The sequence below is a fragment of the Mycobacterium sp. genome, assembly GCF_049585075.1.
Taxonomy (GTDB): Bacteria; Actinomycetota; Actinomycetes; order Mycobacteriales; family Mycobacteriaceae; genus Mycobacterium.
The window spans coordinates 1-20,535 of record NZ_JBAUZA010000071.1 but is presented as its reverse complement, the minus strand read 5'-3'; the positions used below and the strand labels follow the sequence as shown (position 1 = coordinate 20,535).

At 63.7% G+C, this 20,535-nt stretch carries 22 protein-coding genes and 1 pseudogene; 9 read left to right on the top strand and 14 right to left on the bottom strand.

The annotated features are described in order from the left end of the window. Positions 1-927 (bottom strand): DUF7159 family protein (locus WB785_RS03500; RefSeq protein ID WP_424077300.1); only part of this gene is annotated, 927 nt, incomplete at its 3' end. A 294-nt stretch (positions 928-1,221) separates the two neighbouring features. Here WB785_RS03500 and WB785_RS03495 point away from each other — a divergent pair. Next, the gene (locus WB785_RS03495) at positions 1,222-2,202 is read left to right on the top strand and encodes an esterase family protein (RefSeq protein ID WP_424077299.1); all 981 of its coding nucleotides are present in this window, start codon (positions 1,222-1,224) and stop codon (positions 2,200-2,202) included. Positions 2,203-2,366: 164 nt separating this feature from the next. Here the strand turns inward: WB785_RS03495 and WB785_RS03490 are convergent, their stop codons facing one another. Continuing rightward, positions 2,367-2,762 (bottom strand): hypothetical protein, encoded by a 396-nt coding sequence (locus WB785_RS03490; RefSeq protein ID WP_424077304.1) that lies wholly within the window; start codon positions 2,760-2,762, stop codon positions 2,367-2,369. A gap of 252 nt (positions 2,763-3,014) precedes the next feature. Here WB785_RS03490 and WB785_RS03485 point away from each other — a divergent pair, with 252 nt between their 5' ends. Genes WB785_RS03485 through WB785_RS03470 form a run of 4 tightly spaced genes read left to right on the top strand, consistent with a single transcriptional unit; the run spans position 3,015 to position 5,831 of the window. Next, complete coding sequence (locus WB785_RS03485; protein ID WP_424077298.1) at positions 3,015-3,440, top strand: DUF6188 family protein; 426 nt, start codon at positions 3,015-3,017, stop codon at positions 3,438-3,440. Positions 3,441-3,473: 33 nt separating this feature from the next. Next, positions 3,474-3,929, top strand: coding sequence for an SRPBCC family protein (locus tag WB785_RS03480; RefSeq protein WP_424077297.1), 456 nt, complete (start codon positions 3,474-3,476; stop codon positions 3,927-3,929). A 34-nt stretch (positions 3,930-3,963) separates the two neighbouring features. Then, positions 3,964-4,467: a nuclear transport factor 2 family protein gene (locus tag WB785_RS03475; protein WP_424077296.1), complete on the top strand. Its 504-nt coding sequence runs from the start codon at positions 3,964-3,966 to the stop codon at positions 4,465-4,467. Positions 4,468-4,514: 47 nt separating this feature from the next. After that, positions 4,515-5,831, top strand: a complete 1,317-nt coding sequence (locus WB785_RS03470; RefSeq protein ID WP_424077303.1) for a cytochrome P450 — start codon at positions 4,515-4,517, stop codon at positions 5,829-5,831. A 5-nt stretch (positions 5,832-5,836) separates the two neighbouring features. On the opposite strand, the gene WB785_RS03465 is transcribed toward WB785_RS03470, so the two are convergent. Further along, the gene (locus WB785_RS03465) at positions 5,837-6,733 is read right to left on the bottom strand and encodes a dienelactone hydrolase family protein (RefSeq protein ID WP_424077295.1); all 897 of its coding nucleotides are present in this window, start codon (positions 6,731-6,733) and stop codon (positions 5,837-5,839) included. A gap of 56 nt (positions 6,734-6,789) precedes the next feature. Beyond that, entirely contained in the window at positions 6,790-8,553 is a 1,764-nt protein-coding gene (locus tag WB785_RS03460; protein WP_424077302.1) for a CocE/NonD family hydrolase, read from the bottom strand. Between the two features lie 197 nt (positions 8,554-8,750). Here WB785_RS03460 and WB785_RS03455 point away from each other — a divergent pair, with 197 nt between their 5' ends. After that, positions 8,751-9,194, top strand: coding sequence for a nuclear transport factor 2 family protein (locus tag WB785_RS03455; protein ID WP_424077294.1), 444 nt, complete (start codon positions 8,751-8,753; stop codon positions 9,192-9,194). Here the strand turns inward: WB785_RS03455 and WB785_RS03450 are convergent. Together WB785_RS03450 and WB785_RS03445 are read right to left on the bottom strand one after the other, a co-directional pair. Beyond that, a complete protein-coding gene (locus WB785_RS03450; RefSeq protein WP_424077293.1) occupies positions 9,189-10,007 on the bottom strand; it encodes a PE-PPE domain-containing protein in 819 nt (272 codons plus the stop codon). The two genes, WB785_RS03455 and WB785_RS03450, sit on opposite strands and share 6 nt — an antisense overlap. Before the next feature lie 686 nt (positions 10,008-10,693). Beyond that, complete coding sequence (locus WB785_RS03445; RefSeq protein ID WP_424077292.1) at positions 10,694-11,317, bottom strand: class I SAM-dependent methyltransferase; 624 nt, start codon at positions 11,315-11,317, stop codon at positions 10,694-10,696. A 47-nt stretch (positions 11,318-11,364) separates the two neighbouring features. Here WB785_RS03445 and WB785_RS03440 point away from each other — a divergent pair, with 47 nt between their 5' ends. After that, entirely contained in the window at positions 11,365-11,934 is a 570-nt protein-coding gene (locus tag WB785_RS03440) for a helix-turn-helix domain-containing protein (RefSeq protein ID WP_424077291.1), read from the top strand. Positions 11,935-11,936: 2 nt separating this feature from the next. On the opposite strand, the gene WB785_RS03435 is transcribed toward WB785_RS03440, so the two are convergent. The 5 genes from WB785_RS03435 to WB785_RS03415 are packed head-to-tail and all read right to left on the bottom strand — an operon-like array spanning position 11,937 to position 16,223. Next, complete coding sequence (locus tag WB785_RS03435; protein WP_424077290.1) at positions 11,937-12,377, bottom strand: SRPBCC family protein; 441 nt, start codon at positions 12,375-12,377, stop codon at positions 11,937-11,939. Beyond that, positions 12,377-13,210 carry a 1-acyl-sn-glycerol-3-phosphate acyltransferase gene (locus WB785_RS03430; protein ID WP_424077289.1) on the bottom strand — a complete coding sequence of 278 codons (834 nt, stop codon included), beginning with the start codon at positions 13,208-13,210 and terminating at the stop codon, positions 12,377-12,379. Before WB785_RS03430 ends, WB785_RS03435 begins: the two co-directional genes overlap by 1 nt. Positions 13,211-13,218: 8 nt before the next feature. Continuing rightward, a complete protein-coding gene (locus tag WB785_RS03425; protein WP_424077301.1) occupies positions 13,219-14,301 on the bottom strand; it encodes an amidohydrolase family protein in 1,083 nt (360 codons plus the stop codon). Positions 14,302-14,354: 53 nt separating this feature from the next. Then, on the bottom strand, positions 14,355-15,707 hold the full coding sequence (locus tag WB785_RS03420; RefSeq protein WP_424077288.1) for a glutamine synthetase family protein: 1,353 nt from the start codon (positions 15,705-15,707) through the stop codon (positions 14,355-14,357). A gap of 21 nt (positions 15,708-15,728) precedes the next feature. Beyond that, positions 15,729-16,223 carry a carboxymuconolactone decarboxylase family protein gene (locus WB785_RS03415; RefSeq protein WP_424077287.1) on the bottom strand — a complete coding sequence of 165 codons (495 nt, stop codon included), beginning with the start codon at positions 16,221-16,223 and terminating at the stop codon, positions 15,729-15,731. Positions 16,224-16,774: 551 nt separating this feature from the next. Between WB785_RS03415 and WB785_RS03410 the strand changes: the two genes are divergently transcribed. Further along, complete coding sequence (locus WB785_RS03410; RefSeq protein WP_424077286.1) at positions 16,775-17,089, top strand: hypothetical protein; 315 nt, start codon at positions 16,775-16,777, stop codon at positions 17,087-17,089. A gap of 80 nt (positions 17,090-17,169) precedes the next feature. On the opposite strand, the gene WB785_RS03405 is transcribed toward WB785_RS03410, so the two are convergent. Continuing rightward, the gene (locus tag WB785_RS03405; protein WP_424077285.1) at positions 17,170-19,227 is read right to left on the bottom strand and encodes an MDR family MFS transporter; all 2,058 of its coding nucleotides are present in this window, start codon (positions 19,225-19,227) and stop codon (positions 17,170-17,172) included. Between the two features lie 42 nt (positions 19,228-19,269). After that, entirely contained in the window at positions 19,270-19,767 is a 498-nt protein-coding gene (gene bfr, locus WB785_RS03400) for a bacterioferritin (RefSeq protein WP_424077284.1), read from the bottom strand. A 329-nt stretch (positions 19,768-20,096) separates the two neighbouring features. On the opposite strand from bfr, the gene WB785_RS03395 reads away from it, so the two are divergent. Beyond that, positions 20,097-20,282: a (2Fe-2S)-binding protein gene (locus WB785_RS03395; RefSeq protein ID WP_424077283.1), complete on the top strand. Its 186-nt coding sequence runs from the start codon at positions 20,097-20,099 to the stop codon at positions 20,280-20,282. Positions 20,283-20,291: 9 nt separating this feature from the next. Here the strand turns inward: WB785_RS03395 and WB785_RS03390 are convergent. Beyond that, positions 20,292-20,535, bottom strand: a pseudogene (locus WB785_RS03390) (enoyl-CoA hydratase/isomerase family protein); the annotation flags it as partial.

The window sequence follows — 20,535 nt, the reverse complement described above, 5'->3', positions numbered from 1 at the left end:
GTCGACGGCCGCCGGCTGCGGAGCCGGGACCGGGGCGACGCGCGGAGTGGCCGCCTTATGGACCACATGATGGACCGGTGCTGCAGCTCGCTCGGGAACCAAACGCGGGCCCAGGGCAAGCGATAGCGATGCGACAAACGTGACCGCACCGGCGACGAGCATCGTCAACGCCCCGGCGTAGGGGTTTTGCCGCGAGCTTGGCCGCTCCCGCCGATCTTCGGCGGCCGTGTCGACCAGCTCGGTGTCGGTGAATCCCGTGCTCTCGGCCGCCGCCAGAGCAGCCCCACGCGCCAGCGCCAGCTGCGCGCCGGTCTGGGTAATGACCGGCGCAGGTACCGCTTTCTCCAGCCGCAACGACAGCGCTTCCAGCTCCTCATCGGGACCGACGATCACGATTCCACCCGGCTGCCACGAATTTCGGTTGAACAGGGTGGTCAGCCATCCGACCAAGCGGCCCGGGCCACCGGTCAGCTGCTTGGTCGCGGTCTGTGGTTCGTCGTCGCACGTGTCGACCATGACCACGATCGTCAAATCGCCGTCCAATACGCACACAGCGGCCTTCTCATAGCCGACGACGGGCGCGATCGCCCGCGCCAACATCTCGCACGCCTGGTGCAGCCGAATCGGGACAATATTGTCGAAGCCCGCGTGGGTCAGCGATTCCAGCAGCAGCGCAGCCTCGGCAGCCGCGTCGTCGCTCCACGAGACGCCGACAACGTGCAGGCGGCGGTGATGGCTCAGCGCGGTCGCTTGGGCATCCAGCACGGCCGAAGCCGTCTGCGCCGAGGTGTTGACCGCGCGCAGCCCGCTGCCGCTACCCACGTGGAAATCGTCGTGATCGAGGATGGTGCCGTCGGCGTCGCGGCCTTCAACAAGGACCCAGCCGACCGACGTGGATGTCAGCGACAGCCCAAGTACCGTGTCCAAATTTGCACCTCTATGCGGTTTGGTTCGTACGCGGCGGAAGGACCGGGACAGCGTGGTCTCGTCGGTCAACCCCGGGCGAGCCTACGCGTTGATCGTGACAACAGTTGAACGGGCGTCAACAGCGCCGGGCATGAAAAAGTTGCCACAAACAGCTGCCTGAGCCGCTGATCACCGGCTCTGCGCAGGTGGCGGCGGCCGACATCAATTCGAGACATCTTTGCGTCCTAATCGACATATGGACTACCACACTGTAAGTTTTGCCATTAGCGCGATGGCCTACAGCAAGGGGCAGGGATGACATACGTGAACAAAATGCATGGCTGGGTGCGGCGACTTATGGTCGCCGCTTTTGCGGTCGCTGTACTGCCGGGCCTCGTCGGCCTTCTCGGCGGATCGGCGACGGCGGGGGCGTTCTCCCGGCCCGGCCTTCCGGTCGAGTACCTCCAGGTACCTTCGGCTGCGATGGGCCGCAGCATCAAGGTTCAATTCCAGAGCGGCGGCGCCAACTCGCCAGCGGTGTACCTGCTGGACGGCCTGCGTGCCCAGGACGACTACAACGGCTGGGACATCAACACCCCCGCCTTCGAGTGGTACTACCAGTCAGGTCTGTCGATCGTGATGCCGGTCGGCGGACAGTCCAGCTTCTACACCGACTGGTACAGCCCGGCGTGCGGTAAGGCCGGCTGCTCGACCTACAAGTGGGAGACATTCCTGACCAGCGAGCTGCCGGGCTACCTGTCCTCGCAGAAGAGCGTCAAGCCGAACGGCAGCGCCTCGGTCGGTATCTCCATGGCCGGTGCATCGGCAATGAATCTGGCGATCTACCACCCTGGTCAGTTCATCTACGCCGGTTCGCTGTCCGGCTACCTCAGCCCGTCCACCGGGCAGGGCTGGATAGGCCTAGCGATGGGCGATGCCGGCGGCTACAAGAAGGAAGACATGTGGGGGCCAGACAGCGACCCGGCATGGACGCGCAACGACCCCTTGGTCAACGTCGGCCAACTCGTCGCCAATAACACCCGGCTCTGGGTGTACTGCGGCAACGGGACACCGAACGAACTGGGCGGTGCCAATTTGCCGGCGACGTTCCTCGAGAGCAACTTCATGATCGGCGTCAACAAGAAATTCCAGGATGCCTACAACGCCGCAGGCGGCCACAACGCCGTGTTCAACTTCCCGGCCTACGGCACGCACAGCTGGGAGTACTGGGGCGCACAGTTGAACGCGATGAAGGGTGACCTGCAGGGCTCCCTCGGCGCTCACGCGGGCGGCTAACCCTCGCAAGCAAACTGCGCTTGACGGATCACCGTCAAGCGCAGTTTTCTTGGTGGGCCCGGTTCAGCGCAGCTGCTCGGTGATGTCGATCCATGCCGTCGAGTCTCTTGCCGACCAAGGCCCGGTTCGGGGAGCCAAGCAGTTTGGCGCGGCGAGGCGACGCGTCAGCCACCTAAGGCAGCGAGGAGCTCCTTGATACGGGCCGCTTCGTCATCGGTCGGTATTTCCTCGGCCTCGATGGCGTCGAGGAGATCGGCCGTGAGCCCCGCGCCATTGGCGGTCTCCTGCGCCGACAATCTGGCGCGCCGACGTACGACATACAGCTGTTGGCCCAACGTCGCACCGGGCGCCTCGGCGGCCATGGCCATCAGTTCGTCGTAGCGCGTTCGGACTCCGCTGAGCGACACGATGACAGACGGCGTGGCCCTACCGCGAGATGCTGCTTTGGTGAGCGCGGTCTGCAGCTTTCGTAGGCCGGCGAGGATCACCGCTGCGCGTCCGGAGAACTCCGGATCGCTGGTGGCGGGCAAAGCGTCAATCGCAGCGCTGAACATCTGCATCGCCGCCTCGACCAAGCTGACAATGACGGGTGCCTCGCCGTCGTCGGGCGCGCCGTCGCCCTTGGATCGCTTTGTGGTGGGGAAGGAATCGTCGATGGTGATCACTCCGTTTGAATCGCGATTGAAGACGTCGAAACGCTAGCGCGGATCCACCGTCTGGACAAGGGTTCGACCGCAGCGAGAGCGGGTATTACTCGCAAAGCCTCTTTACAGCCATTCTTGGAGATGTCATGTCGCGAGAAGTGGAAATGCATGACCGACCAGAAATTGATTGAACCCTGGATTCGAGGCTGTGCGGTTCAACGGATCATGTTCCGCGACGGTCTGGTGCTGAACCTTGAGGATTACAACGAACTCGTCATTTCGACACCGATCACCCTGACTGTGCCGCCCGTTGCCGATGCCCCGGCTGAGGTTGTGTCCATCGACCCGACCGACCCAGCACTCGAAGAGCGACCGCTGTTCGATTTCTCGGGCGCGACCTGCACTGATGTCGCCTGGGGTGACGCCGGAGATCTGCACCTGGAATTCTCCGACGGACACCGGATCGACGTGCCGCCGGACGAAAACGCCACCTCATGGGAGCTCTACGGCAAGTACCACGGCTACGCCGCCTGCCTGCCGCCTGGGAAGGTGCAGGTGGTGCGACATGACGTGCCGGACGGTGACGAGGCCTAGTCACCCGGGGCCAGGGCATGCTTGGATCAGCCCATGCAAGGCTCGGCAACAGTTCATATGGCAGCACCGGCGGACAAGATCTGGGACCTGATCGCAGATGTCCGCAACGTCGGGCGGTTCTCCCCCGAAACATTCGAGGCGCAATGGCTTGATGGAGCAAACGGGCCCGCGCTCGGGGCCCGATTCCGCGGCCATGTCAAGCGAAACGAAATCGGGCCCGTTTACTGGACAACTTGTCGGGTCACAGCCTGCGAACCGGGCCGGGAATTCGGCTTCGAGGTGCTCGTCGGGGACAGGCCGGTAAACAACTGGCATTACCGCCTGGTGTCAAAGCCTGACGGCACCGACGTCACCGAATCATTTCGGATGAGCGCCTCTCCCCTGACCACCCTGTATTACTGGATGTTTGGGGGTTTTCTGCGTCAGCGACGCAACATTCGTGACATGACCAAGACGCTGCACCGCATCAAGGATGTTGCCGAGGCGTGAAATCCACGTCGTCATCGAGCTGAATGAGGTTGGCATGGGACAGTGGTCGCGCGCGGAGATCGAATCAGCCTTCAAGCATCACCAAGAAGTCGTGGTCGGGATCGGTTCCAGCTGGGACTGGTCGCGGTTTGCCGACGCGTTCACCGAGGATGCAACCTATGTCGAGCACACATACGGCACCTTCCACGGGCGCGAGCAGATTCGCGATTGGATCGTGTCGACGATGAATGTTTTTCCGGGCAGCGAGATGCCGTTCTATCCGACGTCCTGGTACTCGATCGACACCGACCGCGGCTGGGTGTTTTGCGAGTTTCTCAACCGGATGCGTGATCCGGGAGACGGCAGCATTCACCAGGCGGCCAACCTGTCAGTGATGAAGTACGCCGGCGACAACCTATGGAGCTATGAGGAAGACGCCTACAACCCGATGAACTTCTTGCCGATGGTCCGCGACTACATCCAGCGGTGTCAGGCGCTCGGCACAATCAGCGACGACGCGATCGCGTTCGCGAAGAACATGAATTGGGAACTGGCTTAGCGGCTGGCTTTTTCCTTCGCCGTAGGCTTGCAATCGTGGATATCGCATTGAGGCAGCGGCTGCACTGGCTGGCGTTGCACGGCTTTGTGCGCGGCGTCGCATCGTTGGGCGCCAGACGCGGTGACCTGCAGGCTCGGTTGATCGCCGACCCGACCGTCAAAGCGGATCCTGTGCCGTTCTACGAGGCGGTGCGGGCCCGCGGCCCCGTGGTGCAATCACGCATCGGCTACATCACCGCCGACCATGCGATCGGCCATGAACTGCTGAGGTCGGACAACTTCCGGGTACTGTCGATCGGCGCGAATCTGCCGCCGCTGTTGCGGTGGCTGGAGACTCGCACTCGCGACGAGCTGCTTCATCCACTGCGTCCGCCGTCGTTGCTGGCGGTGGAGCCACCGGACCACACCCGCTACCGCAAAACGGTCTCGTCGGTGTTCACCACCAGGGCCGTCGCGGCGCTACGAGACGGCGTCGAGCAGACTGCGGCGACGCTGCTCGATCAACTCTCCCGCGAACCGGGTGTCGTCGACATCGTCGACCGGTACTGCGCGCAGCTTCCGGTGTCGATCATCAGCGACATCCTGGGGGTGCCAGACATTGATCGACAGCGCATCCTCGAGTTCGGCGAGTTGGCAGCGCCCAGTTTGGATTTCGGCCTCACATGGCCGCAATACCGACGTGTGCAACGCGGGATAGCGGGATTTAACTTTTGGCTGACTGAGCATCTGCAACAGTTGCGGCGAAACCCCGGCGACGACCTGATGAGCCAGCTGATCCAGAAAGCCGAAAGCGGTTCGGCGGAAACGTATCTCGACGAGTCCGAACTTCACGCGGTCGCGGGTCTGGTGTTAGCGGCTGGTTTCGAGACGACGGTAAATCTGTTGGGCAACGGGATTCGCATGCTGCTGGACAATCCTCAGCATCTGCACACACTCCGCCAGCGTCCCCAGCTGTGGCCCAACGCCGTCGAGGAGATTTTGCGCTTGGAGTCCCCCGTTCAGCTCACCGCCCGGTTTGCGCTCAACGACACCGAGATAGCGGGCGTGTCGGTCAAACAAGGCGAACTTGTCGTCGTCTACGTTGCCGCAGCCAACCGCGACCCGGCCGTGTTCGCCGACCCCAACCGGTTCGACATCGAACGCGAAAACGCCGGGAGGCATCTGGCGTTCTCCGGCGGTCGTCATTTCTGCCTCGGTGCGGCGCTTGCCCGAGCCGAAGGCGAGGTCGGGTTGCGAGCATTCTTCGACCGCTTCCCCGAGGTGCGCTCCGCCGGCGTGGGCAGCCGCCGTGACACCCGAGTTCTGCATGGTTGGTCGACGCTGCCGGTAGCACTGGGCCCGGCGCGGTCGATGGCCACCCGCTAAGGCGCCTAAGCCAGGTAACGGCCGAACCACTCCAGCACCCGCCCCCAGGCATCGTGGGCGGCGGCAGCGTTGTAGCGCGGCCCGGTGTCGTTGAAGAACGCGTGGTCGGCATCGGGTTCGATGACGATATCGTTGACTAGCCCGGCACGGTCGAGCGCGGCTTTGGCCGCCGCCTCGGAGCTGGTAACCCGAGTGTCGAGGGCGCCGTAGAACGCCAGCACGGCTGCATCTTTGGACGTCGCGAAGTCCGGGTTGTCGGGTAGCGGCCCGTAGAACGGGACAGCGGCCGACAATTCCGGCGCGCCGGCAGCCAGCAGTTGCCACACCAATCCGCCACCGAAGCAGAACCCCACCACGGCGATTTTGCGGCCCGGGACCCGCGACTGCAGTTCGGCGACACTCGAATTCAGGTCGGCGATAAAGCGATCGGGCTTGACGGCACTCAGCGCGGCGGTGGCCTGCGCCGGGTCCGAGAAGTGCCCGGTGCCGCCTTCCTCCGACAGCAGGTCGACAGCCAGAGCCGAGTAGCCGGCGCCGGCGAAACGTCCCGCCACCGACCGCACCCAATCGTTTAGCCCCTTGTTCTCGTGGATGACCAACACCCCGCGACGGGAATTGTGCGCTTGCGCCCATGCACCTTGCAGCTCTCCATTCGGGCCGGCCCAGGACATCGGCTCGGTCGGCAGCGCCCGGTCCATTCCCGGCGGCTGGGTTCCCGTTGCGCCGGATGACCCGCTCGGGGGCTGCGTTTGCTTGCTGCCGCACGCAGCGATCAGTGCGGCCGCGGCCCCGCCGCCAAGACCGAGCAGAGCCAGCCGTCGGAGGGCTTCACGCCTCGTCAGCAGACCGTCGACGTGGTCGGTGGCAATCTCTTCGGCGATGTATTGCTGTAGCCAGGTCACCCTGGGGAGTATGCGCCAAAAGCCGCTCTAGTGCGTGGATGTCGCGGCGGTGCGGCTCAGCTGAAGCTGTCCGGGTCAGCCACCGGGATCAGCAGATGCGACGGGGTGGGGCCGCCTTGATGGAGCTGGTAACTGCCGCCGGTCAGCGCGTTGCGCGCGGGCTTGGTCGGAACCAGATGCGGAAAGTCGTAGGTGGTCACGGTCAGACGCAGCCGGTGGCCCGGCTCGATCATCGCAGCGGTCGGGAAGATCTCGACGTCGTATCGGGTCAGCTCGCCGGGAACCACGGGCTTAACCGCCGACCGGGTGCTGAAGTGGTGCGGCCGTAGGATGCTGCCGTCGGGCAGGTACCAGGTGCGATCCGGATCCAACGCGCGGTGCGAACCGAGCAGCGCCCCCTGCGTCAACGGCCGGCTGGCACCGTCGGGAGCGACGTCGTCGAGGTGAGCGACCCACAACGCTTCGCTGGTGGTGGCCGTCGCATGCACGGTCAGCGTGATCGGTCCGGCGACCAAGGTTGGGGTGGCGAATGGTTCTCCTGTGTAGGTGAGCGCGCCGCGCTGCAGTCGCCGGTTGTCCTGGTCGTATCGGGTTTGGCCGCCGCGCTGGGCCCGGATGAAACTGGTCATTCCCAGGGTCCACTGTTCGATGCTTCGGCCGGCCAGCGGACCGCGCTCCACGTATTTGATTGTGGCCGTTGATGTTTCCGTCGCGCAGTCGGCGGTCAGCTGGCCGGACTGGGACAGGTAGAAACGGGTCGGCGTGGCCTCGGCCAGGGGGTATTCGCGAGCGTGAAACCACCGCGGGCTTCCGATTGCCTGGAACGTGAACGGCGATCCGGAGATCGCTGCTGCCGCTTCGTCTTTCAGCCAATGGTCGAACCAGCGCAGCTGTAGCGCGTTGATGTGCAGGCCGCCGAAGTCGGACACGTGATACCAGGGACCCATCAGTAACCGCAACCGCTCCGACACCCGCTGGCCGGGTTGCATCGGCGACTCGTCGGGCCGCCCGGCGAAGGCGTTTTGCAACGCGGCATAGTTCAGCGGCGCGCCGCGCTGGAAAGCGTCGTGCCAGCCGCCGACCAGAAAGACCGCCACATCGTTCGCGACGATCCGTGGCAGCACCATGCCCGGCCGCATCGCATCCCAAAATGGCCCGTCGAAGGCTGTGTCACCGCCGGCGACGGAGTCGGCGATCAACGGCCGAAAGTAGCCCCGTTGATCCCGCCCACGCTGGCGCACTCCGGCGAACCCGCCGGCCCGCGGCCGCGGATGCTTGCCGAGGTTGATCACCTCCAGCGCCGGGTTGACGACGTTGAGCAGACGATAAACCGACCCGTAGGCGCGCACCGTCCGCAGGTGCGGTGCCCCGCCCATGGCCGCGGCGTCGCGATAGAAGTCGCGGGCGGCCATGACCGGGAAGATCGCCTTCAACGGCGAATCCGGCCCGATGGCGGCGGCGGTGAAGAGCTGGTTGATCGCCAGGTAGGAGGTGCCGAACATGCCGACGCGGCCGTTGGCGTTCAGCAGCTTCGACGCCCACTCCACGAGCTCAATCCCGTCCTGGGCCTGCCGCTGTCCGAACATCTCGAAAGAACCTCCGGACACGCCGCTGCCCCGGACGTCGACCATTGCCTCGATATAGCCGCGTTTGATCAAATACGGGGTGGCGCCGCCACCGATCTGGGCGGCCGGCGGCGGGGCTTTTTTGCCGTAGGGCGTCAGGCACAGCAGCACGGGAAACGGCCCCTCGGCCGGTTGGCCGGTCTCGGGCACCGTCGGGTAATGGATGTCGGCGCGCAGCACGACGCCGTCGCTCATCGGCACCCCGACGTTGTGGTGCACACCAACGCCGAACTGCGCTGGCCTGGGTGTCCACGACGACGTGAACGGCGACGGACTGGCCCTGCGGACGCGCCTGCTCGTGGCTTTGCGTCGGGATCGCAGCGTCGCCATCCCCCACCTCCTGCGCGCGCATTGTTGACAATGTGTTCAGCAGCCCGGTTCTATGACATCCCATGCCAGTTGACGACACCGTACTCGGACTGTGGCAAGCCTTATCGCGACGGGACTGGGACAGTATCAAGACCTTCCTGTCGGCGGACTGCATCTATGTGGACATGCCGGTCGGACCGGTCGCGGCGGCGCGTGGTCCCGACGACATCGTGAAGCGACTCAAGGTCGGGCTCGAGCCGCTGGCGGGCTATGAAAACCACGACGGGGTGCTGGTATCCAACGGCGCCGACGTGATGTACGAACATTCCGAAACCTGGAACTGGTCGAGCGGCGAGACGGCTGTGCTGAAGTTTGTATCAGTGCACCGCGTCGACGACGGCAAAGTCACACTGTGGAAAGACTATTGGGATATGAACTCGTTGGTGAACCAGGCACCCTCAGACTGGCTTGAAACACTCGCAAAAGCGGATACCAGCTGGGTTTTTGATGCCACCGACTTGCTATAGCGCTCCCGCCGCGGAGAGCAGCGCGTTATCCAGCGCGGTCGTGGAGAGTGCGGGAATGTCGAAATACGTCGTCAGGCCGTCGATCACCGGGACAGCAGAACTGATCTCCGCTGGCGTGAGGCCCAGATAGGCGTCGTGGCAAAGCAGGCAGACAGGGTTGGCTACGTCGGCCCAGATGTCGCCGTAGATAGTGTAGACGAGGGTGTCGTAGAAGTTGTTAGGCGTGACGTCGCCGACAAGGTTGCCCCACCCGAGAGCAGAAAGACCAAACGCGGTCAGAGTGCCTGGCGCAGCGGTGTTATCGAGGAACCCATCGACCGGGCCGGGAGCACCATCCCACCCGGTTTGCGAACTGGACGTGTCACCGACCTCGACGATATGGATTGCGTTGGACGGGATGCCCCAGTTGATCAGGGTCGGTTCGTCGTTGTTGCAGACCACCGCACCCTGCGAGTAACAGAACAACGTCAACGGATGCGCCGCATCGAATACGCCCAGGTAGTAGTCGATGACCGCTGTTGTGGTCAGGGCATCTTGGCCAGCGGTCACTGATGGGCCGAAGTTGTCGGATGCCGGATAGAACGGCAGATCTACCGCAATTCCGGTGGGGCTAAACCCGTTCGGCTCGAGGTACAGGGTCTCGGCATCTGCGATGTAGGCAGCGTTCGGGCTGGCTACTCCGGTCGGTCCGACCATGATCGCGAGATCCGAACCCGACAGGACGCCGGGGTCATCAAGGCTCTCGGCATGGGCCACCCCGGCCCCGAACAGCGCGATCACACCCAAAAAGATGATCAGAATCGTTTTTCTCACGCGTTCTCACCCGGCCCCCTGGTCCCAAAACGCATCTGGCTTGACGGAGCATAACCCCAACGCAACCGCCGCGATCATCCTTTGAACCATGCCGCCGCTCGAACGCGCCGATTGCTTCGCGATCTATCCGGCCCCGGCCGTCCGACCTCGCGGGGTTCTCCGCGAACCACGCGACCATTCAAAGGTGGTCTGAAGCATACTGCGGGGCAAGGCAATTCACCGCTTATGTCGATCGGGCTTGTCTGATTCAGCTCATGCCTTTCGCGGCCGACGGCTCGTAGTCCGCGGTTCATAGGAGTACAGCAGGGTTTCGGGGTTCACCACCCACTGCCGACCCGTTTTCAACCCGCGCACGAGTACGCGACGTCCGATTCGACCGCAGACAGTTCGCAGGACCTCCACCGAGGTCTCGTGTTCTCCGGGCCGCCTGTCCCCGCGTCGCCTGTCCCAGATGGCGCCCTCGGTAATGGCGCCGGCACGTTCCAGGTCGAGTCGGTGTGCCCTCATCGCCTCGTTCCCAACGACGAGCGGTACAGGTCCGCGGGTAATCCCCACCCTCTCGATGTACCCAACCAACCGGCTGTTTAATCCAAATTATCGGACGAATAATTTAAAATTCCGGAATTCAGTGGCTCGATCTGCTCTATGCCGTCAACCGCGGCGCATTAATGTCACCGGTGCGCCGGCTAACGCCGCCGCAGCACTATGACGTTGTCAATCAGCACCGCTTGCTGTCCTTCCGGGCCAAGCGCGTCGCGCTCGACCGGGGCGACCCGAACCTGGTCCCATTCAGACTCGTCGAGATTCAACGATGACACCACCTCGTCCGCGGTAGCGAACTCGTGATGACGCTGATGCTCTGACGCCCACGGCGGTGCTCCCCCATGGTCGACAACTATCAGGTTGCCGCCGATGGCGACGGCGTCGGCTGCCCGTCGCAGCAGTCGCGCGCGATCCATCGAGACCGTTGAATGCAGAAACTGTGCCGACACTAGGTCGAACACGCCAGACGGAAAGCTTTTCGTCAAATCGTGTCGCTGAAAGTCAATGCGGGTCGCGACATTGCGGTCCGCGGCATCGATTGCCGCCCGGTCCAGCGCAGTTTGCGAGATGTCCACTGCCGTCACATGCCAGCCGTGCTCGGCCAGCCAGATCGCGTCGGCGCCCTCGCCGCAACCGAGATCGAGCGCGCGGCCCGGCGACAATGGCTCGACCAACTCCGCCAGCCGGAGGTTGACCCGGCCACTCCACACCCGCTGTTGCTTGCCGTAGTGCTCTTCCCAAGCCTGTTGTGCCTCAGACATTGCCATGACGCCACCTTGCCTGGGGTGCCCGCGTTCTGGCAAGCTTTCTTGCCATGGAGGCAAAAGACAATGTCGAGACGCTGGTGCGGCGACGACTGCGAGAGGTTCGCACCCAGCGCGGTTTGACGCTCGAGGACGTCGCGCACAAAGCCCGGATCGATGTGTCCACATTGAGCCGTTTGGAGTCGGGGAAACGCCGGCTTGCGCTGGATCATCTGCCACGGCTGGCGGCCGCACTCTCGGTCAGCACCGACGAGCTGGTGCGCGAACCGATAGCGGAAGACCCGCGTGTGCACGGGAACTCGCACACCCACCACGGCGTGACGTACTGGCCGCTGACCCGGCAGGGACCCGCCGGCGGCCTGCATACGTTCAAAGTCCGAGTCAGTGCACGTCGTCGCAGGCCGCCAGCCGAGCTACCCGTGCATGCGGGTCAGGAGTGGATCTACGTGCTGTCTGGCCGGTTGCGCCTTATCCTTGGCGAGCGCGACTTCATCATCAATCCCGGTGAAGCCGTGGAGTTCTCGACATGGACGCCGCACTGGTTCGGAGTGGTCGACGCTCCGGTCGAGGCAATCATGATGTTTGGACCGCAAGGTGAACGACTGCACCTGCACAGCTGATTTCAGTTCGTGGATTCGACGAGCGCTTTGAGGCGCCTGAGGGTATTGGCGGTGGTCCGGCCCACCTGGCCTACGGCGACGCGGTCGGCGATGTATCCCCAAATGCCTCCTGGCGCTTGGTAGGACAGCCGGAATGTCACCCCGGTCCGGCCCTCCCCCGCGTCCCGCAACCGGATTCGGCCCCGCAGGCTGATACCGGTGATGCCGACCCACGCCAGGTCACGCAGGTCGTCGAACTCGACCACCTCGATCAAACCGCCCACCGGCACCGACCCGATCTTCCAATGAACGGTATAGCGGGCGCCGACGCCGGCCGGCTGGTCGTTGGCGCTTTCCCACCGCTCCAGGCTGGTCATGAAGGACGGATAGCAGTCTGGATCGCTGACGATTTTCCAGACCGCATCGCGGTCGGCGTCGATCACGCAGTGCCGTTCGACTCGCATCAGCCAAGCACCGGGAATCGACGTCGGGCCGCAAGTCGGTCGACCCCGGCCTGCAGGCTGGCCATCACCTTGTCGTGCACCGCCTGGTCGTCCCCATCGACTTCGATGGCGTCTTGCACCTCGATCGCGATTTTGGCTGGCAGCGGGATATGGCCGGCCAAGTCGCTGATATTCAGGCCCCACGGCAACGCCAGCGATATTGGAATACTCTTGAGCCGCAACAGTTTATCCGCGAAGAGCAGCTTGGCCAGCCATTGCCCGCGGTCGAGGAACAACGCGGTTTCTTGACCGCCCACGCTCGCTACCGGCACGATCGGCACCCCGGCGTCGCGCGCCAACCGCACGTATCCCATGCGGCCACCGAAATCGACCGTGTGGCGTTCCCACGAGGGCCGGAAGACTTCATAGTCGCCACCGGGATAGACCAGCAACGCGGCGCCGGATTCCAGCGCCAGCCGGGCGTTTTCGTGGTTGGCGGCGACGGTGCCGAACTTGCGCAGCCAGCCTAACGGCGGCGCCGAGACGACGAGATTGTGGGCCAACTGGTAGAAGGGTCGCTCTACGCCAAAGTAGGAGCAGAACGCCAGCGTGAACACGAAAGTATCGGGAGGCACGTTGCCGCCGCTGTGGTTGCCGACGAGCAACACCGGCCCATCGGCGGGAATCCGGTCCAAGTGGGCCACCTCTGCCCGGAAGTACAGCGATGCCAACAACCACGTTCCGGGCAGCTGGTCGCGGATATAGTCAGGGTCCCGCTGGTCGAGGTCGGCTTTGGGGACCCGCGACGCCACTTGCGAGCGGACCCACTCCAGCGCTTCTGCTAGGCCGGCCATGGGAGGACCTATACCCGGCGAACAGCGCTTCTAATCTCATCCAGCTGATAGATGCGGGCCGCATTGTCGCGAGCAATCAGGTCGACCACCCGCACGGCATCAGCTGCACTCCAGTCACCGTCGGTGACGAATTGGCTCAGCACGCGATGAATACCATTGCGCCACAGCATGGTACTGAGGTAATGCAACTCAACCGGGCCGAACCCATCTGACGAGTAGACAATTTTGCGGAACGGCGCCAGCTCCAGCAGGCGGGCGATAAATGCGGGCGCCCGAGCGCCGAGGTGATTGATGGACAGGCCGCCGTCAAGATAGACGTTGTTGAGCGCCTGGGCCAGGTAGCCAGCCTCCCGCTCATAGGGGTAACAGTGCAGCAGCACGATCGGCGTATCGCCGGAGCAGCGCAAAAAGTCCAGCAAATACAGCGGATTGGTCTTGTGCAGATCACAGTCTCGATCGCCGAAGCCCACGTGGAATTGCAACGGCTTACCCAGGCGCAGACCCTGATGCAGCCCGAAGCGCAGCAGCACCCGATCCTCTAGCCGGATGCCGCCGCGATCGCGCCACTGGGCGGCGGCCTTGGCGACCTCGGCCAGCGACGGCTCGGTCAGATCGCCGTCGAATCCGCCGCGATAGGCCAGGACGGATTTGGTGCCCACCGCCGTCGCCGCGCGCCGGTGCAAGATCTCCTCGAACGCCGACGCGTAGTCACCCGGGCTGTGTGCGGCCTGCTCGGCCACTTGCTCGAGGCGGACCACTTCGTGAGCGCGGCCACCGGAGCAGTCGGCGATTTGCTCGACGTCCGCGACGCCTTCGGCGTACCCGGTATCCACCAACCAATCGCTAACTCCGGCGGCTTGCAGAAAGATTCGGGCCAGCTCGGTCTCGGCAAGTTGGCAGCGTCGCTGCCAATATTCGTCGGCGTCAGAGTGTTTGGGTAGGCCGAGCAGCGGTGCACAGTGGTTGCGTAGTGCGAAGCCGAGTTGTGAGTCGAATCCTGAATCGAACTTGGCCAGCGGTTCGGTGTTGGCCTCGTTGAGGCCGTTCTCAAACCGCCGCCGGTCCCCCGCTGTCAGCCAGCAACCATGCATGTGCTGGTCGATCAGCGGCACTCCGGCGATATGGTCCGCCAGGGCCGCCACCGTCACACACTCCAGGCCATACGGAACTTGTCGGCCAGGTGCTCACGGTTGAGATGGGCGTACCGCTCGTGTTCGAAGCGGCGAACCGCGACCACAACGTCGACGGCAGGGTCGCCAAGGATTCCGCGCACACGCTTCGAATTATCCAGTGCGGCAATGGTTTGCGCTTGGGAGTCGGCGAGCTGCACGATGCCGGCGCGGCCACGCTCCGAGTCGGACAGTGCTGCCGGGTCCACCTTGGTCTCGGGTGGCAGTAGGACCTTGTCCTTGATTCCGTCCAGCGCTAAGCCCAGGATTGCCGCCGTGGCGAAATATGGGTTGGCTGAAGGATCGACCACCTTGACTTCGACGTTGCCCCCGTACGGGTTACCTGGGCCGCCAACGATGAAGCGCAGCGCCGCTTCTCGGTTCTCGGTTCCCCAGCAGGCGTAAGCCCCAGCCCAGTTGCCGGGGTGGAGGCGCAATGCGGACACGATCGACCCGCACAAGACCCCCTGAGCCTCCGGCAGACCGCGCAGCACCCCGGCCATCGCGTTCTCCCCTTTGCTCGTCATGCCGTGGGTCCCCGCGCCATCGGAGAACAACGCGCCGGCCGAGCTGGTCAGCGAAAAATGTTGGTGGGCACCGCATCCGACATCGCCTACGAACGGTGCCGGCGACAGGCTGACACGTAACCCATAGCGGCGGGCAACGCGGCCGATGATGATTCGGGTCAAGATCAGTTGGTCCGCCGCGGCGACCGGCGATTGCGGTGTTAACGAGATTTCGAACTGGTTGGCCCCGTACTCCGGGTGGAACTGTTCAATTGCCACGCCGGACACGGCAGCTGCTGCGATGACGTCGCGAACGAAAGCCTCGTGTTCAAGTACACCGGCCAGGCCGTACTGTGCCCACAACGTCGAAGGCAGCCGACGGCCGTCGGGATTCACAAGCAGGAATTCGATCTCGTGTCCGACGATCGCTTCGATGCCGGCTTCCGCGAGTTCCGCTTCGACGCGGCCCAGGGTTCCGCGGCTGCAGGCGAGCACGGGCGTGCCGTCTTGCTCGAAGAACGAGCCAGGCGCCCAGGCCACGCCATCGCCGAGAATACGTAAGGCGGACAGGTCGATTCGGACGCGTTGGTCACCGACGACACCGATGTGTTCGGTGAATGCGATGCCAGTCTGGTCGATCGCGAAACCATGCCAGACCCGGCTGGCGCCCAAGCCGGGCTCGGCGAATGCGTTAGTCCGGCGTATCGGTACGGTCTTGGCCTGCGTCAGCCCGGCCGGATTGACCACAGTGCCGATAACCGCGTCAACGCCTTCGGCCTCAAGTTGGGCGATGGCCGCGGCGGCGAGCGGTGTGGTGGTCATCTGCCGGGCGTGCCCGGTCGGTCAGACCCGACTCGGCAACGTCAGCTTGCAGGTCTGGCCGATGTCCAGGGTCCGCAGCATGCGCCCCATGCCGACCCACAGCGCACAGGACATTGCGAGGTCGGCGAGCAGCTCCTCGGAGAAGTGCTCGTTGGCGCGATTCCAGAAGTCTTCGTCGTCGCGCAGCTTGGTGTGCTCGGTGCCGAATCGGTGGGCGAACTCAGCGGCCAGCCGCTCCTGTTCGCTGTACCCCGGCCAGGTGCGCCATTCCAGGGCGTGCTCATAGAGCTCCTCATCGACGCCTGCGGCAGGTCCGTCGGCGTCGCGGGTGTTCATGCACACGGTGCATTCGTTGTCGTGGGCGATCACCGCGCGCGCCAGCTCGCGGGTGCGCATCGGCAACCGGTTCTTGTTATAGACGGCGTGGCTGAAATTGGCGATGGCGCCGCCGAGGTCCGGGGATTTAGTCGCCCAGCTGTAGACGTCGTCGTCAGGGAATGTTCCGATGCGGCTCATGGCGAGATGGTACGCCTACGGCCGTGGTATCCAGCAACCCCGAAACGCTTCGACGCGCTGGTCGAGCCGTAATTTTATCAACCATTTCCATATCGTCCATAGACAAATGGCTACCCCCCTCGTAACCTTACAATTAGATATGTGTCGAATACTATTGTGAATTAGATGTGTGTGGAATAGGCGCCTTTGCCGGGGTAGAACTGAGCCGGCATATCGCATCGCCAATGGCGGATTTGGACGTTGTTTACACCCGAATACTGTTGCGCGGCAACGTGGTTCCGCGATCCTCTGCCGACGAACCGCGTTGGCGCGATTCAACATTGAGCGGGGAGCTCCCTCGAGACTTTCCTGAGTGCAGGCTAAACAGTTGCTAATAAAAATTGAAGCCGCGTTCAGAATTTATCGACATAACTGACATCTTCTGATATATGCTCTGGCGGTCGGTGACCCGTCGGGGGTTGGACATTAAAAACTCATGTGCGAGACGCCGGCAATGGGGCGGCAACCCCATACACATCCATATCGACACATACCGGATTGGAGGCTCGCACATGAGTCGCAACGATCGTACCCCCGCGCCGCGCAGGCGTCGGATAGCTATAACTTCCGGCACGGCCGTCGGCGCCGCCTTTGCCGCGGCCCTGGTCAGCATGGGTACCGCACCCGTGGCCGGCGCCATCATCGATGCGGATCCGCTCAGCGACTTGGTCGCTGCGCTCGACCCGAGCGCGTTCGTCTTGGGCGTACCGGATGATGCGCTTGGCCTGCTGGCCTCTGGCCTTGACGCTGACCTTTTGGCGCCCCTGGGCCTTGGGTCCCTGCTCGACCCGGTCATTGACGCCTTGCTTGGTTCACCCTTCATCTGATCGCGGCGCTGTAGTGCCTTGATCGACGAGCTGACCATCTGGCTGGCGAGGCTGACAGGGTCCCGCCACCCAGATGGTCGCTAAGCGTTGGAAGCGATCGCGTCCATCCGCGGGCGCTCCTCGTGCCAATCTCGTTGAGCGACGACCCGCTGGGCGATCCGGTCAAGCGCGGCGTCGACCTGAGCCCGGTCCGGCCGTCCATCGAACCCGGGAGATTCGGCAAGCTTGTTGACGATCCAGTCCCGCAACAGGTCCGACACCAAATCGACTTGCTGCTGGCCTGACGTCGTGAGCCACAAGCGGTCGACGTCTTGTGCGACGTAGCCGGAGCGAACCAGGCGCTCGACGGTCGGTTCGAGGATTTCGTACGGCACGCCCAAGTCGTCGCCGATAACCGTCAAGTGCGCGACCCCGAAGAGCCGGGCGTAGCGCTGGATCCGCAACGCCGTCCACAGCCCGGCAACATCGAGCCGACAATCCGGCCGCATGGCTATGCTGCGCAGCCGCATGCCGGGAGGGGCGCTCCGCAGCATGCGTCCGATCGCGGCTTCCAGCAGTTGCTCCGATGACCGGCCGGTCGGCATCGCGAATCCCTCGCCGAGATCGGTGGCGTTGTGGCTGATATCGCGGAGCGGCACCTCGCGCAGAAACGACGCCAACAGAAACCCGACGAGCGCGACCGGAGCCGCCCAGAGAAACACCCGCGACAGCGACTCGGCGTAGGCCGCCACGATCGGGGCTGCGACGTCATGCGGAAGCCGGTGCAAAGCCTCCGGAGAACTCGCGGCCGCGGCCGGCGCTCGGCTGGCAATCAGTGCCGGGCCGATTCGGCTGTGCAGAAAATTGGTGAACAGTGAACCGAAAATCGCTGCGCCGAAAGAACTTCCGATCGTGCGGAAAAAGGTCACGCCGGAGGTGGCGACGCCGAGATCGGCGAAACTCGACGTGTTCTGCACGATCAAGATCAGCACCTGCATGCACAATCCGATACCGGCGCCCAAGATGAGTAGGTACAACGACTGCCGCACTGCCGATGTCTCCGGGCCCATTCGTGAGAGCAGCACAAAGCCGATCACCATCACGGCAGTCCCGGCGATCGGGAAAATCTTGTACCGGCCGGTTCGACCGACCAGCACGCCGCTGCCCATTGAGGTGGTCAGCATGCCGACCACCATCGGCAGCGTGCGCAGTCCTGATGTTGTCGCCGAAACGCCATCGACGAACTGCATGTAGGTCGGCAGGAAGGTCAGCGCCCCCAACATCGCGAAACCGACCACGAAGGACAGCACACAGCACACGGTGAACACCGGATTGCCGAACAACCGGGTCGGCAGGATCGGCTCCGCGACCCGGCTCTCCACCCAGACGAAGGCGCCCAGCGCCAGTGTGGATCCGACGAATAACCCGATGATCGTCGTGGAACTCCAGGGGTAGGTGGTGCCACCCCAACTGGTTGCCAGGGTGAGACCCGTCGCACCCAGCCCAACGAACAGGATCCCGGTGTAGTCGATGATCGGCTTCACGCGCGCAGCGAGTGACGGAATCGCCGCTGCCGCAACGAAAAACACGACGATCGACACCGGCACGTTGACCCAGAACGCCCACCGCCAGGTGAGATGGTCGGTGAAATAGCCACCCAGCAGTGGGCCGATCACGGTCGTCACACCGAACACCGCGCCCATGGCGCCCTGATAGCGGCCGCGGTCGCGTAACGGAATGACCTCGCCGATCAGCGCGGTGGCCGTCACGATGATCGCGCCGCCCCCGAGACCCTGCAGCGCCCGGGCCCCGACCAGCATTGCCATCGATTGCGAAATGCCGCACAACACCGATCCGACGACGAAGAACGTCACCGCTGCCTGAAACACCCGTTTGCGGCCGAACAGGTCACCGAGTCGGCCGGCCAGCGCGGTGATGATCGTCGAGGCCAGCAGATAGCTGGTGACAACCCACGACTGGTGGCCTGCCCCGCCCAGATCGGCGACGATCGTCGGCAGCGCGGTGGCGACGATGGTTTGATCCAGGGCCGCCAGCAGCATTCCCAGCATGATCGCCAAGAAGACGAAATTGCGTCGCTGCGGACTGATCGGTGTGTTGCCGGATTCGGCATCCGGGCGCGCAGTGATCTGCGCTGTCATGCCTGCCTTCCCGTCGGGCACCTTCCCGCGGGGGTTGGCGACTTAGTGCCCGCCTTGTCCTGTAGTCGGCGGCCGCGAGACACACTGAGCCGAGTAGAGCTCCTCACCGAGCTTGTCCATCAACTCCAGCTGCGTCTGCAGGTAGTCGACGTGGTTCTCTTCGTCGGCCACAATCCCCTCGAGCAGGTTGGCGCTGGTCGTGTCCTGCTTTTCGCGACACATAATGATGCCCGGCTTGAGCCGGTTCAACACGTCGTACTCGATCGCCAGGTCGGCCTCGAACTGCTCGCGCAGCGTCTGGCCGATGCGCAACGAGAAAAGGCGCTGGTAGTTCGGCAGCCCGTCCAGCAACAAGATGCGGTCGGTAATTGCCTCGGCATGCCGCATTTCGTCGAATGACTCGGCGCGGGTGTGGCTCGCCAACTCGGTGAAACCCCAGTTCTCCTGCATCTTGGCATGCAGGAAGTACTGATTGATCGCGGTGAGCTCGCTGGTCAACTGTTCATTGAGCAGGCGCAAAACATCAGGATCACCTTGCATTATTACTCCTGTCAAAATGGCCGCGGCGGCCGTTGCGGCCACGCTACAACACGCCAAAGCCGTTGTCACCCAAGGTAATACTCACTCAGGCCAGCTTTCCCTAAGTAAAGCTAGCCTAGGTTGAGTGAGGCAACGCCGGCAGTGTGCAGCGGGATATTTTCGTCGGCCACGACCGTCCACCGAAGCAAACACCCAAAAGCGATTGCAACATCCGGTGCTTGAACGGGTCGGTACGTTAAGGCTGGTCAGCGGCGTGCCGACCGGGCTGAAAGTGCGCTAGCAACTTAGGTTAGCCTTCGCGAACCAGGTTAGGTTAGACTGCACTAATAATGTACGTATGCCTGTGTGTCGGTGCGACGAGTCAGACGGTGTGTGACGCCGTCGCCCGTGGGGCGTCGACTTCCAAGGAGGTCGCCGCGGCCTGCGGGGCCGGCACTGACTGCGGGCGTTGCCGACGCACGTTGCGGGCGATCATCGCTGAAGCCGCGCAGTTGGAGACCAGCGGCTCGCGGTAGCGGGCTTCGTCAATGATCAGGGTTGCCACGCCGACCGGTGAAATCGGCCAGCGCCGCTGCGTTTGCCTGCCCACCGAGTAACTGGGCGAACTGGTCGTTTTCCCGGGCGGTCGCCGCGGCGATTTCGGGACGAGTCGGTTCGACGATGGTCTTCTTGAACGCGATCAAGCTCGAAAACGGCCGAGAGGCAAGGATTTCGGCGTGCCGACGGGCGTCGGCGATCAATTAGGAAGGCTCACATACCTTCCATACC

Coding starts and splice junctions, on each gene's coding strand:
- WB785_RS03495 (WP_424077299.1), top strand. CDS start 1,222: ATGACATACGTGAACAAAATGCATGGCTGGGTGCGGCGACTTATGGTC.
- WB785_RS03490 (WP_424077304.1), bottom strand. CDS start 2,762: ATGCAGATGTTCAGCGCTGCGATTGACGCTTTGCCCGCCACCAGCGAT.
- WB785_RS03485 (WP_424077298.1), top strand. CDS start 3,015: ATGACCGACCAGAAATTGATTGAACCCTGGATTCGAGGCTGTGCGGTT.
- WB785_RS03480 (WP_424077297.1), top strand. CDS start 3,474: ATGCAAGGCTCGGCAACAGTTCATATGGCAGCACCGGCGGACAAGATC.
- WB785_RS03475 (WP_424077296.1), top strand. CDS start 3,964: ATGGGACAGTGGTCGCGCGCGGAGATCGAATCAGCCTTCAAGCATCAC.
- WB785_RS03460 (WP_424077302.1), bottom strand. CDS start 8,553: ATGAGCGACGGCGTCGTGCTGCGCGCCGACATCCATTACCCGACGGTG.
- WB785_RS03455 (WP_424077294.1), top strand. CDS start 8,751: ATGCCAGTTGACGACACCGTACTCGGACTGTGGCAAGCCTTATCGCGA.
- WB785_RS03445 (WP_424077292.1), bottom strand. CDS start 11,317: ATGGCAATGTCTGAGGCACAACAGGCTTGGGAAGAGCACTACGGCAAG.
- WB785_RS03440 (WP_424077291.1), top strand. CDS start 11,365: ATGGAGGCAAAAGACAATGTCGAGACGCTGGTGCGGCGACGACTGCGA.
- WB785_RS03435 (WP_424077290.1), bottom strand. CDS start 12,377: ATGCGAGTCGAACGGCACTGCGTGATCGACGCCGACCGCGATGCGGTC.
- WB785_RS03430 (WP_424077289.1), bottom strand. CDS start 13,210: ATGGCCGGCCTAGCAGAAGCGCTGGAGTGGGTCCGCTCGCAAGTGGCG.
- WB785_RS03425 (WP_424077301.1), bottom strand. CDS start 14,301: ATGCATGGTTGCTGGCTGACAGCGGGGGACCGGCGGCGGTTTGAGAAC.
- WB785_RS03420 (WP_424077288.1), bottom strand. CDS start 15,707: ATGACCACCACACCGCTCGCCGCCGCGGCCATCGCCCAACTTGAGGCC.
- WB785_RS03415 (WP_424077287.1), bottom strand. CDS start 16,223: ATGAGCCGCATCGGAACATTCCCTGACGACGACGTCTACAGCTGGGCG.
- WB785_RS03410 (WP_424077286.1), top strand. CDS start 16,775: ATGAGTCGCAACGATCGTACCCCCGCGCCGCGCAGGCGTCGGATAGCT.
- WB785_RS03405 (WP_424077285.1), bottom strand. CDS start 19,227: ATGACAGCGCAGATCACTGCGCGCCCGGATGCCGAATCCGGCAACACA.
- bfr (WP_424077284.1), bottom strand. CDS start 19,767: ATGCAAGGTGATCCTGATGTTTTGCGCCTGCTCAATGAACAGTTGACC.
- WB785_RS03395 (WP_424077283.1), top strand. CDS start 20,097: ATGTACGTATGCCTGTGTGTCGGTGCGACGAGTCAGACGGTGTGTGAC.